The 10,549-nt window shown below is 66.9% G+C and carries 15 protein-coding genes; 10 read left to right on the top strand and 5 right to left on the bottom strand.

The annotated features are described in order from the left end of the window. Positions 1–284: 284 nt before the first annotated feature. Positions 285–458 carry a CsbD family protein gene (locus tag ACGFU7_RS46585; protein WP_393704745.1) on the bottom strand — a complete coding sequence of 58 codons (174 nt, stop codon included), beginning with the start codon at positions 456–458 and terminating at the stop codon, positions 285–287. Between the two features lie 349 nt (positions 459–807). Between ACGFU7_RS46585 and ACGFU7_RS46580 the strand changes: the two genes are divergently transcribed. The 5 genes from ACGFU7_RS46580 to ACGFU7_RS46560 all read left to right on the top strand — a co-directional run bounded on the left by ACGFU7_RS46580 (position 808) and on the right by ACGFU7_RS46560 (position 3,533). Continuing rightward, entirely contained in the window at positions 808–1,026 is a 219-nt protein-coding gene (locus ACGFU7_RS46580; protein ID WP_393704743.1) for a hypothetical protein, read from the top strand. A 136-nt stretch (positions 1,027–1,162) separates the two neighbouring features. Beyond that, entirely contained in the window at positions 1,163–1,732 is a 570-nt protein-coding gene (locus tag ACGFU7_RS46575; protein ID WP_393704742.1) for a type 1 glutamine amidotransferase domain-containing protein, read from the top strand. A gap of 801 nt (positions 1,733–2,533) precedes the next feature. Beyond that, positions 2,534–2,986 carry a hypothetical protein gene (locus ACGFU7_RS46570; RefSeq protein WP_393704740.1) on the top strand — a complete coding sequence of 151 codons (453 nt, stop codon included), beginning with the start codon at positions 2,534–2,536 and terminating at the stop codon, positions 2,984–2,986. Further along, complete coding sequence (locus tag ACGFU7_RS46565) at positions 2,983–3,192, top strand: hypothetical protein (protein WP_393704738.1); 210 nt, start codon at positions 2,983–2,985, stop codon at positions 3,190–3,192. Before ACGFU7_RS46570 ends, ACGFU7_RS46565 begins: the two co-directional genes overlap by 4 nt. A gap of 194 nt (positions 3,193–3,386) precedes the next feature. Further along, positions 3,387–3,533 carry a hypothetical protein gene (locus tag ACGFU7_RS46560; protein ID WP_393704737.1) on the top strand — a complete coding sequence of 49 codons (147 nt, stop codon included), beginning with the start codon at positions 3,387–3,389 and terminating at the stop codon, positions 3,531–3,533. Here ACGFU7_RS46560 and ACGFU7_RS46555 read toward each other — a convergent pair. The 4 genes from ACGFU7_RS46555 to ACGFU7_RS46540 all read right to left on the bottom strand — a co-directional run bounded on the left by ACGFU7_RS46555 (position 3,530) and on the right by ACGFU7_RS46540 (position 7,626). Next, positions 3,530–4,270 carry a Type 1 glutamine amidotransferase-like domain-containing protein gene (locus ACGFU7_RS46555; RefSeq protein WP_393704735.1) on the bottom strand — a complete coding sequence of 247 codons (741 nt, stop codon included), beginning with the start codon at positions 4,268–4,270 and terminating at the stop codon, positions 3,530–3,532. The genes ACGFU7_RS46560 and ACGFU7_RS46555 overlap by 4 nt on opposite strands. A gap of 71 nt (positions 4,271–4,341) precedes the next feature. Continuing rightward, positions 4,342–4,968 (bottom strand): VOC family protein, encoded by a 627-nt coding sequence (locus tag ACGFU7_RS46550; RefSeq protein ID WP_393704733.1) that lies wholly within the window; start codon positions 4,966–4,968, stop codon positions 4,342–4,344. 48 nt (positions 4,969–5,016) lie between these two features. Further along, the gene (locus tag ACGFU7_RS46545; RefSeq protein WP_393704731.1) at positions 5,017–5,580 is read right to left on the bottom strand and encodes a hemerythrin domain-containing protein; all 564 of its coding nucleotides are present in this window, start codon (positions 5,578–5,580) and stop codon (positions 5,017–5,019) included. Positions 5,581–6,858: 1,278 nt separating this feature from the next. After that, the gene (locus ACGFU7_RS46540; protein WP_393704730.1) at positions 6,859–7,626 is read right to left on the bottom strand and encodes a hypothetical protein; all 768 of its coding nucleotides are present in this window, start codon (positions 7,624–7,626) and stop codon (positions 6,859–6,861) included. A gap of 201 nt (positions 7,627–7,827) precedes the next feature. Here ACGFU7_RS46540 and ACGFU7_RS46535 point away from each other — a divergent pair, with 201 nt between their 5' ends. From ACGFU7_RS46535 to amaP, 5 genes are all read left to right on the top strand, one after another. Continuing rightward, a complete protein-coding gene (locus tag ACGFU7_RS46535; RefSeq protein ID WP_393704728.1) occupies positions 7,828–8,259 on the top strand; it encodes an Asp23/Gls24 family envelope stress response protein in 432 nt (143 codons plus the stop codon). 37 nt (positions 8,260–8,296) lie between these two features. Then, positions 8,297–8,524, top strand: coding sequence for a hypothetical protein (locus tag ACGFU7_RS46530; protein WP_393704726.1), 228 nt, complete (start codon positions 8,297–8,299; stop codon positions 8,522–8,524). 164 nt (positions 8,525–8,688) lie between these two features. Continuing rightward, positions 8,689–8,967 (top strand): hypothetical protein, encoded by a 279-nt coding sequence (locus tag ACGFU7_RS46525; RefSeq protein ID WP_393704724.1) that lies wholly within the window; start codon positions 8,689–8,691, stop codon positions 8,965–8,967. Then, positions 8,964–9,647: a DUF6286 domain-containing protein gene (locus ACGFU7_RS46520; protein ID WP_393704722.1), complete on the top strand. Its 684-nt coding sequence runs from the start codon at positions 8,964–8,966 to the stop codon at positions 9,645–9,647. The genes ACGFU7_RS46525 and ACGFU7_RS46520 overlap by 4 nt, the downstream gene beginning before the upstream one ends. Positions 9,648–9,655: 8 nt before the next feature. Next, a complete protein-coding gene (gene amaP / locus ACGFU7_RS46515) occupies positions 9,656–10,252 on the top strand; it encodes an alkaline shock response membrane anchor protein AmaP (protein ID WP_393704720.1) in 597 nt (198 codons plus the stop codon). Positions 10,253–10,549: the final 297 nt, after the last annotated feature.

Below are 10,549 nucleotides of genomic sequence, written 5' to 3'. Positions count from 1 at the left end.
ATCGACCAGCCCCCATAACCCCTGGCGGCATAGCGCGACCGCCGGCTCTGCACCGTGCGAAGACTCACCCCCAGCTCTTCTGCCTTCGCCTGGGCGCGGCTGCGGCTCAGGCTTCTGCGGCGCTCGGCCGGGACACCCGGCCGAGCGTCTCCTGCGTGCCCAACGACTACAGCCGAAGTACCGGCGGCCGGGCCCGGCGGGCCGTCCGGCAAGACATCGCAGCCAGCCCGGTAGCCGGCGGCGCGGCCAGCACCGGGTTCGCGGACCTCGCTGCGATCAAGGCCCTACTGTCCGGACTTCTTCAGCCGCTCAGCCGCCTTTGCTGCGGTCTCCTGGGCCTTTCCCGTCATTTGCTCGCTACGGCCCTCTGCCTGCATACGCTCGTCGCCCATGGCACCGCCAGCGGTTTCCTTCAGCTTGCCCTTGACTTGCTTAGCTTTCGCCTTTCCCTTACCCATGACACTTCTGTCCTTCACTGTGAGGGGGTTGACGTCTCCACCTTGCGCCGGTCAATCTGAGGCCGCAATCGGTGAGGTGTCGCCGTAGGGCGGCGCTCTAGCCGGTCGGGCAGTTCGTGGAACCCAGGACCTGCGCCAGGGGGCAGCTCAGCACGGATCTCGGGGCCTCCCCTGGATGAACATGGATGAACGCCGGGAACAGCAACCTCATCTGCCTGATCAGCGCATGTGCTGAGGAACAGCGCAGTGGCTTCCTGCTTCGGCTTCTCGCTGTACGCTCGCCGCTGGGGCGCCGGACGCGCATGCTGGTCAAGACATCCGATGCAATCTTCCACGGCAAGGTACTCGAGTGGGCCTGCGGCCCGGCTGCTGCGAGGTCCGCTACGAGCACGGCGGCGTCACGCTCCGGGACGTCGGCAGCGTGGCAGCCCGGATCGTACCGGCCGGTACGATGATGAGCGGCGAGCGGACGAGTGCGCGCTGGCACGGCTCTGTCGTACGGCCCTCGCAGCGCGGTATACGGCGCCGAGTCTCCACGCAGCTCCTTGAGCATCAGTGCGGCGGTTAAGCTCCGGCCCGGCGCTCTTTCCGGTCGGTCCTCGCCGGCCGGGAGGCCTGGCAGGGCCGCTATGGGCGCAAGGATTCGAGGCATCCGCGCGGCACACCGCTCCAGACAGACCGTTCCATCCCGAAAGGACCTGGGAATGTCTGACAACGACGTGAGCATGCGGAGGGTGCTGGCAATCGTCACGAACTACGGCGTTGAGCAGGACGAACTTCTGGTGCCCCTCGAACACCTGCGGGGCTGGGGCGCCGATGTGGATGTCGCTGCCGTGTCGGCGGACGATATTCAGACCCTGGTCGGCAACAGGGCTCCCGGAAAGACCATCCGACCTGAACTCACTCTGAGCGACGTTGACCCGGCCGATTACGACCTACTGCTCGTGCCGGGTGGCACGTTGAACGCCGATACGCTGCGTCGGCAGGAATCGGCGACGGAGATCGTCCGCTCCTTCACGTCGTCCGGTCGCCCCGTAGCGGCCATCTGCCACGGACCCTGGACCTTGGTCGAAGCGGGTGTCATCAAAGGTAAGAGACTCACGTCCTACCGCTCGCTGAGGACAGACATCGGCAATGCCGGTGGTGAATGGCACGACGAGCCGGTCATCAAGGACGACTCTCACGGCTGGACGCTCATCACCTCTCGCAGCCCAGATGATCTGGAACCCTTCCTGCGAGAGATCGACGCAGCGCTCGCCGTAGACACCCACTGAGCGGACCGGTCCTACCGCTGCGCGCCTCCGACTCACAGGATGACTCATCCATGTCGGCGTGCAAATGGATCGCAGGCCACCATACGGGTCTCGTCAGGCACCCCTGCTCCAGGTCGGGTCGAAGTGCCCGTATGGCGATTTCCGCACCGAGGGAGATCGCGGTCAGCCGCCTCCTGCCTGCCACACCTGCCCTTCACGCCTCGATGTGGCCGCCCCCGGTTCCATGTCGGTGTCCTCTCGTGAGACTCCGCAGGTCGGCCGCTTGTCCCTCGCGGCCGTCTCTAAGGATTCGGACACGATCGTGAGACTGACCGGCTGGACACGGCGTGAGACACCGCGAGAAGCCACAGGTCACAGCGTCGTAGTAGGACACGAGCGGCGAGACCCTACAGTGTGCCGGGAAGCGCACCGGGGAAGGGTGCCAACCCCCGCGCAGGGGGTCTGGGCGCAACCGGGCCACCGTCCATAAACCGATCCTCATGCGGTGCGGGAGTGATCACATACGGAGCCGTAGCGCATCACAGCGGGCCGAGCGCGGTATCCGGACGACAGAAACGGCAGGTGAATGCGCTGTCCTTGGCGGGCAGGCTCACTGCCTGATCGCGCGACGGCCTTCGCCGATGCCCTGCTCGACCGTCCAGTCCAAGGTGGGGGCTGGCGTCCGGTAAGCACGCTTGGTGCTCTTCCTCTTCCTTCCTTGTCGCTGCTTTCTGGGCATGTCTCACATTCTTCAACTCCCGTTGATCGGTCGTGGCGTTAGCAGTTGATGAGGGGCGTGTCGCGGGCCTACCGTCCCGACGCGTGTTGGTGCACTTCTTCTCTGCCGAGGGCTGGCAGTCCTGGGGGCTCGGTGGCGAGCCGTTGATTCCCGCGCGGATGCCGGTGCTGTTCGACGACGACTTCGTATTCGAGGACGAGGACGGCCCGCGGGCGACGCGGGCGGTGAACGCCTGGCTGCGTACGCTGCCGTCGAGCGGGGCTCCGTCGCCGAACTCGTGGCGGGCGTACGCGCTGGCGGCCCGGGACTGGCTGGTGCATCTGCGGCGGCACCGTGTCGCAGTGCTCGGTACGGGGCAGGAGCTGGTGGCCGCGCTCGGTACGTACGCGGACCGTCGGCTGTCGGGGCCGTTGAACGAGCGGCTGGAGTGGCATCGGTGCTGCACCTGTCCGCGGCGAACTACTGCTGGTTCGAGGACCCGGCGAAGGCGCTGTGTCTCAAGCTCGCCGGTGCCAAATCCGCGGCAGCTCCGATGACTGGGCTATGTGGCAGCTCCCGCTGCCCGCAGGCCACCCACCACCTCGTTCACTGTTCCGTCTGGCAGACCACGGCCGACAACGGCGCCGTCCTGCTGGCTAGCCCCCGGATCCCGGCCGGGGAGAAGGAACGGCTGCGGACCGAGCACGAACGGTCCATGCGAGTCCTTGAGGAGATCGACAAAGCAGCCGGAAAGGCCGGATGACATGGTATTCAGCCACCAGCAGCACGACCAGATCGAGCGGCGCATCCGCACGGCGGCGCCTGCGACATCAAGACGCTCGCCCGCGAGGCGGGCATCTCCCGCGCGTCCCTCTACCGGACCCGGGGCCACCTCAAGGACGAATTCGAAAAGCGGCGGGCCAGCAGCCCGATCCGCGCGAGGCCCGCATCACCCGGTTGCGCGAACTCAATCAGCGGCTCACCAGCAAACTCGCCCTCACGCACACCGAATTCAACGAGCTCAAGGAGCGGAACCGGCTCCTTCTGTCCGTCCTGGCCGCCAAGGACGACGCGCTCCAGCGGCTCCGCCGCCAGCTTGATTAAAGTGACACGGTGGGCAGTTTGCGGGGCTCGATGCGCTCCTCCACCGCCCTGTCACCCTCGCGCATGACCAAGTAGGCACCCTTCCCCGGAACCTCTGCCACCGCTTCAACCAGTTCCGTTCCCCGGTAGACCAGACCGACTCCGTCATCTGTGCAGTGAGCCGTTGGCAGGGTCCTGTCCGCGACAAGCTGATGGATCAGCGGACGCCGACCTGCGTCCGAGTCATAATGCACGCCATTGCCATAGGGCAGGAATGAATGAGCGTTCGTGATCGGGCGCAGCTCTGGTCCGAACGAATCGGTCGCGCCCCCCTGGAACCAGCAGATGGACCCCGCACTGACCCCACTGAGCACGACGCCGGCCTCCCAGGCTCGGCGCATGATGCGGTCTAGGCCGTGGACTCTCCACACCGCCAGCAGATTGGCTACCGATCCGCCCATGACCCAGACGACGTCTTGATCGAGCACCGCACCTTCGACATCCTCCACGTTGGGCATGGGGAACAGGCGAAGCGGCGTCAAGTCGAACCCGGCTACCCGCGCGGCCTCGCTCATGCGGGTCGTGAAGTGCTCGGCATCTCCGATCGCGGTGCCGACATACATGATGCGTGGTCGGCGGCCGTGGACTCCCGAGAGATCAACCGCGTGATGCACCAAGGAATCAAACGTCACCCTGGTGCGCCCTCCGGCGCGGTGCCCCCCAGAGGTCGCGAGAATGGTTGGTTCCGATGCCGTCATGGCCATGATCATATCGGCGGCATACTCGGATCAGTCAGCGCGCCCGATGCGTCATGCAACCGCCACCTCTGTCACCCGCACGAATGCACTTCGGGCCAAGAAGCCGTACTCGCCAAGCGAGACACGTCATCAGTGCTCCGCCTGAGAGCGGCGCACGTAACTCCTTCCAGTAGTGAGACACCGACGAAGTTGGACACGACCTTCGCCGTGTTAACCCAGTAGTCCACGATCCACCGGGGCCGGACTCTCGGATCCGGGTCGGTTTCGATACCTCCGCCGCGCAGGGTGGCGACGGGGTGTCCCGCGGCCTGGATGAGGACGTGGTCCGGCGCGTAGTCGGCTGTGCAACCGCCGGGCGGTTGCGCCCAGTCGAAGATCTTCGCGTAGAAGATGGCGGCCTCGAACGCATCGCGGGTCTGCAGGTCCAGCCGGGCTGGAGCACTGCCCCGCCCCACGGACCAGGACAGGCCCGGGCCTTCCCAGAATCCGAACACGGCACCGGCACGGTCGGCAGCGATCCCGACGCGGCCCTCGCCCAGAGGAAGCGGCCCCACGGCGAGCGTGGCGCCGCGCCCGCCGATCCGGCCCGCCGTCTCGTCCGCTTTCTTGACGGCGAAGTACGGGGTCCAAACGGCCGGAGGGCCACCAGGTGAGCAGCAGCCGATTCCGGCGACCGGTTCACCATGCGCCAGAGCCACCGAAAAGTTGCTGGCGTGATGGACGGCGAGGCACGCTGGCGGCCTGGTTCAGCCTGTGGTCGTGCGGCCGCTGAGCAAGTCGCGTACGCGGTCCACCAGCCCGACCCCGGGCACGAGCAGCTTGTTGGCGGGCGGGGTGTTCGGGAGCCAGGGGTGGGGGCGGGTGGGGGCCATCTCCTTGGCCCGGCGCACCAGCCGCCCCAGCTCGTCCAGCTTCTCGGGTGGGAGGGACGCTGCGAGTCTCGGGAACAGTTCGTGCTCCTCCTCGCGCACGTGGGAGGCGACCGCGAACTTCAGCTTCGCGACGATGTCGTTGAACTGCGGATCAACGACGTGCAGGTCTTCGAGGTCCTTGAGCATCTGCTCGACTTTGGTGTGATCGGCGAGTTGCTTGTCCGCCAGTGCCGCACCGTCCGATACGTGCTTGCGCACCGCCCGATACAGGTGCAACTCCTCGGCAACCAAGTGCCGTACCAGTTCCGCGGTCAGCCGGTCCGCCAGTTCGCGCCGCTGGGGATGGTCGACGGGCTGCGCTTCGATCTGCGTGAACAGTGCCTCCAGCTCACGATGATCAGCCGTGAGCTCCGCGATCACATTGCCGCCGTGTCCCATGACAGTCCCTTTCCTCTTCCTCGGGTTCATCGCCCCTCAGAAGGAGGGTGCAGACACCCAGACAACAGGCCATGGACGCAAAACCTGCGCCCTGCGCGCGAAGACAGACCCGGCACTCACCTCCCCGGCGCAGCCACGTCAGGCCCTGGTTTCCTTGGGCCGGCCGGGATTACGGCTACTCGTAACGGTGGGCGTCGGCTCCGCGCGGCGGTGGCAGGCTCATGCCCTCACACTGGCCCCGACCACGTTCCACCGCCCGTCACCATCACAGTGCCCGCGCCCGATCCCGCACCGCCGGCCAGGGCGCCGGCCGCGCTCCGCGCCCGACGCGGCGAGCGGAACTCACAGCCCCGCCCCTCCCGCTGCCGACCAAGACAGCGCCTGCCACTCTCTCGCTCTGCCCTCCACTGCTGCGAAGCCCCTGAATCCAGAACTGCAAAATTTTGCGGACAGCCCCGGGCTGGAATCGCCGCCGGATGCGGGGCCTGATGAAGTCGGGAACGAGGCCACCGCGCAGCTGGATGACCTCCCGGGTGGAGCCGAGGGCGAAGCCACCTGTAACCAGCTGACATACGACGCTGCTGGCGTACAGCGAAGCAGCCTCCCCCGCATCGCCGCCATGGAGGAAGACGTCGCGAAGGGTGTCGTCGTCGCCCCGTCCAACCCGAAAGACGCCGAGCACCTGCGTATCCCACGCATGCCAGAACCCCGCACACCTTCGATGGGTACAACTGCGGAGAATCGCGCAGAGTGGGAGGCACGGCACCGCGACCCCAGTAGCCCCCTGGCAGACCCCAGAGGTCCTGTGGGCAGATCCCGAGCCATCGCCACAGCGATTCGCACCAGACTCGCTGCTGGTGGGAAGCCGCGGCCAAATCGAACAACACATCCGGACTGCCAAACCAGCGGGCCTCCCCCTCCTCCTGCGGTGAGCCACCCAGCCAGCATGCGAGGCTGCCGTCACGAATGACGGACCACGGTCGGGTGATACGTCGCCGTGAACTGTCTGATTCCGAGCGGGAGTTTGTCCGGTCGCTGCTGCCCGAGTCCTTGCGGCTCCGGCAGCGACTGAACGACCGCAACGCGCTCAATGAGATCGCAAGGAAGCTCCGGACCGGGGCACCCTGGCGGTGCCCGAGCGATACGGCCCGTGGACCACACTGCACACCGTTTCCACCGCTGAGCCAAAGACGGCAACTTCGAGCGGATGCTCCGGTCGGCCCAAGCGAAAGGAGATGCGGCCGGCCCCAGTGTCAACAACGTTCGTGATCAATACAGTCAGGCCGCGGTTTCTGCGATGAGGACGGCGATGGTTACTGGGCCCGAGGTGTCACTGGTGGCTGCGTCGGCTAGCGCCGCCCGGGCGGCGCGGGCTACTTCCAGTGGATGGTAGCCGCGGGCGACCGCGAGCTGGACCTCGATGTGCTGGCCTGGTGGATGGTCATGGCGCTCCACTTTGACCGGGCGGCTTCCCAGCACGGCGGTGAGGCGGGCCACGCCCGGAACAGCCGCCGCGACGTCGGCCAGCTCCCCGATGGGGCCCCGCATGGGTCCTGTTCCGGTCGTTGGGAGCGAGCTTCGCGCGGCTGCAGACTCCGGCGGGGGCCCCATGGCGCTCTCTTCGGTCCGCGACCAGACGCCTCTCTCCGGGCCCTCATGGAGATCCGTGACGTGCAGATCGACTGCCACGGTGGCCAGGCCGAGCCGTTCAGCGGCCACGTTGAGCAATACGCTCCTCAGCTGCTCCGCGGTCCGGGGCAGTGGCTGTCCCATGAATGCGGTGAATGCGGCCTCGATCCTGAGCGGGCCAGGCGGCAGCGCGCTGGCCGGCGGACGGACGGACGGCTCGGACACGGGCCCGAGCGACGCCGGTCCGATGCGCAGGCTCTCCAGCCAAACGCCGGGAATCTCAGCGGCCGTGCGCCCGAGGGCCCGGACGGCCGCTTGCTCGGTGATCCACGTCCCGTCGTCAGGCCCTCCCAGCGGGAGCAGCCGACCCAGGTCGAGGTGGCGCCGTACTGCCTGCATCCACGCCTCAGTCTTCACCGGCCTCTCACCCTCTTCCATGGCCGCGGTTCTCTTCCTCCCGCACTGCGCCCCGACTCCGCAGGGGCTTCTGGGCAGGGGCATTCGTACCACTCGTTGGGCCACCCCGCCTCATGGTCCGCACCTCTGATAGAACCCACTAAAACGACTATAATCCGATCAAAGGGTGCTAGGTGATCTCCTTCAGGGAGGAATAGCCCGATGACTGAGAACACCGGCGTAAAGCACGGCGGTGCGCCCGGCTCTCGCGGTCGGACGACTATCGCCGACGTGGTGGTAGAGAAGATTGCCGGAATGGCGGCGCGCGATGTGCTCGGTGTCCATGCCCTGGGCAGTGGATTTGCGCGCTCGATGGGATCCATGCGGGAGCGGATGCCCGGCGCCGGCAGTGGCAAATCCGTCACGCGTGGGGTCAGTGTCGAGGTGGGAGAGGTACAGGCGGCCATCGATCTGGAGATCGTCGTCGACTACGGCGTTTCCATCACGGACGTGGCCAGTGACGTACGTGAAAACGTGATCTCTGCAGTGGAGCGGATGGCGGGCCTGGAAGTCGTGGAAGTCGATATCGCGGTCAGCGATGTGAATCTGCCCGACGAGGAGGACGAAGAGGAACAGCGGCAGCGGGTTCAGTAGCCAAGGGGGGCAGCCCGCTTGAGCGAAGGAGCGCGTGATGAGCAAGGCTGTGGTCGGCTTGATTGCCGGAATGGCACTGGGCTTCGCCGGGTACTTCGGTGGTTTCTGGGCCTTCCTGCTGGTGCTGGTACTGGGCGCCGTCGGACTTGTCGCCGGGCGCTTGATGGAAGGTGATCTCGAACCGGGTGACTTCATCCGCCGCCGTGACGACCATCAGCGGATGCGCGATGACAGGCGGCAGGCTCAAGGGGACTGGCGGCAGTGACCAGTGACGTCGATCGTCGCCGGGGCATTCCTCGCGGGGAGCGGGGTACGACCACCGTCTCCGACCGTGTCGTTGCGAAGATCGCTTCCCACGTGGCTCGCGAGGCACTGAGCCGGTTCACCGAGTCTGCCAGCCATGTACCGCCCGGCCGCCGGACACCACGCGTGACGACGTCTGTGGGGCGGGCACCGGAGCGGAACGACGCAGGACGGGACGGCAATCCTGCCGATAGCCGTCCGACCGTGCTCGGCGAAGTACGGATGCGCATCGCCGTGGAGCTGGGCTATCCGTCCGACATCGGGGCTCAGTGCGCTGCGGTGCGCCGCGAGGTCATCGAACGGCTCAGCACATGGGCTGGCATGGAGGTGCCCGAACTCACGGTGTCGGTCGAAAGGCTGCACTCGGTGCACTCGCGGCATACAGACCGGGAGAGAGTGAGATGAGCGCGAACACCTGGCGGCAACCGACCGGCGATAGCGACATTCCCTCCGGTACGGGACAGGCAACCTCGTCCGCGCGCAAACCCCCAGGCACTGGCGCGACGCCAGCGATCCATAAAGCGGGCCGGTCGGCGCGCCGCTTCTGGTCCGCGCGCCGGATCCCCGCAGCCATTGTGGCGTTGCTGTCCGCCGCAGCCATTGGGCTGCTCCTGTACGACGTGGTCTCGGTGCGGGCAGACCGGCCCGGGATGAGCTGGCGACGGCGGCTCGCCGAGGAACTGGCCACACGACCACTGCATGACATCTGGATGACCGTCGGGGCCGCAGTGGCGATGGCCCTTGGCCTGTGGCTTTTCCTGCTGGCGGTGACGCCGGGACTGCGCAGACTGCTACCCATGCGGCAGCCCACCGGCATCCCCAGAACAGAGGAGGTCCGCGCCGGGCTCGACCGCCACGCAGCCGCCCTGATTCTGCGCGACCGGGCTGTACGGGTGTCCGGTGTGCAATCGGCACGGGTCGATGTCGGCCGCCGGAAGGTCAAAGCCCGGGCACAGGCACATTTCCGCGATCTCAACGAGGTCCACGCGGATCTGGACGCCGCGCTGAGCGAAGCCGTGACGAACTTGGGTCTCGCCCAGCGGCCCAAGCTGGACGTGCGTGTCCGGCGCCCGAAGAAGGGATGAGGTGTCCCATGCTCAAGGCAGTGAACCGGGTGCTGCTGGGGCTGCTCGGCCTTGGACTGTTCGCCCTGGGTGGCGGCGTGCTGCTGGGTGGGCTGGATCTGCAGCGCCACTGGGGGTTCGGCGTGCCGGGCTGGTGGCCCTTCCGAGGTCCGGACGATGTCGTGCTGGGCACCGAGGGACGCACCCGGTGGCGGGAGGAGGACTGGTGGTGGCCGGCCGTCATTGCGGTGCTCGTCGTGCTTCTGGCGGTTCTCCTGTGGTGGCTTCTGGCGCAACTGCGCAGACACCGGCTGGACCAAGTCCTCATCGAGAGCGAAGACGACGCGGCGGCCCGGCTCAACGGCCGCGCGCTCGAGGACGCAATCGAGGAAGAGGCGCAGGTCCTGGACGGGATCTCGCGGGCTCATGTGCGGCTGACGGGTCGGCGTGCTGCTCCGGCCGCACGAGTACGGCTGTTGCTAAAGCCTCACGCGGAACCGGCGCGGACTCTAGAGCAACTGAGCCGGGAAACGCTCGCACACGCACGGGACTCGGCAGGCCTTGACCGCCTCCCGTCGGAGGTCCGACTCCGGGAAGTCCGCCACCGCGCCCGCCGCGTCGCCTAGGTGATCTGTCCACGGAGGTTGGTGACGGTTATCGCACGGTGTGGTGATCTTGAACGAGTAAGGGTCCGGGCATTCTGGGTTCGGTGTGGATTGCGACATCTCCACCGGCCAGCAGAAGACACTCATGCGGATCCCCCGAACGAGCGGTGTAGCTCACGTTGTTGAGGTTTCTGGCGGGCTCCTGACGGCCGTCGAGGGCGTTTAGTACTGCAACGGTGTTTTGCGTGACGGTTGGGCAGGTCGCTCGTTGGTGTTGTTATGGGTGGGGACCTGGCTGATGCGTGGGTGTGGGCGGGC

Origin of the sequence: Streptomyces sp. NPDC048473 (assembly GCF_043200155.1) — a bacterium.
GTDB lineage: Bacteria > Actinomycetota > Actinomycetes > Streptomycetales > Streptomycetaceae > Streptomyces.
The sequence above is the reverse complement of the archived record's forward strand: the minus strand, read 5'-3'. Positions and strand labels throughout refer to the sequence as shown.

Bases quoted from the DNA above. Each gene is read 5' to 3' on its own strand.
- ACGFU7_RS46585 (WP_393704745.1), bottom strand. From the start codon at position 458: ATGGGTAAGGGAAAGGCGAAAGCTAAGCAAGTCAAGGGCAAGCTGAAG.
- ACGFU7_RS46575 (WP_393704742.1), top strand. From the start codon at position 1,163: ATGTCTGACAACGACGTGAGCATGCGGAGGGTGCTGGCAATCGTCACG.
- ACGFU7_RS46565 (WP_393704738.1), top strand. From the start codon at position 2,983: ATGACTGGGCTATGTGGCAGCTCCCGCTGCCCGCAGGCCACCCACCAC.
- ACGFU7_RS46555 (WP_393704735.1), bottom strand. From the start codon at position 4,270: ATGACGGCATCGGAACCAACCATTCTCGCGACCTCTGGGGGGCACCGC.
- ACGFU7_RS46545 (WP_393704731.1), bottom strand. From the start codon at position 5,580: ATGGGACACGGCGGCAATGTGATCGCGGAGCTCACGGCTGATCATCGT.
- ACGFU7_RS46535 (WP_393704728.1), top strand. From the start codon at position 7,828: ATGACTGAGAACACCGGCGTAAAGCACGGCGGTGCGCCCGGCTCTCGC.
- ACGFU7_RS46530 (WP_393704726.1), top strand. From the start codon at position 8,297: ATGAGCAAGGCTGTGGTCGGCTTGATTGCCGGAATGGCACTGGGCTTC.
- ACGFU7_RS46520 (WP_393704722.1), top strand. From the start codon at position 8,964: ATGAGCGCGAACACCTGGCGGCAACCGACCGGCGATAGCGACATTCCC.
- amaP (WP_393704720.1), top strand. From the start codon at position 9,656: ATGCTCAAGGCAGTGAACCGGGTGCTGCTGGGGCTGCTCGGCCTTGGA.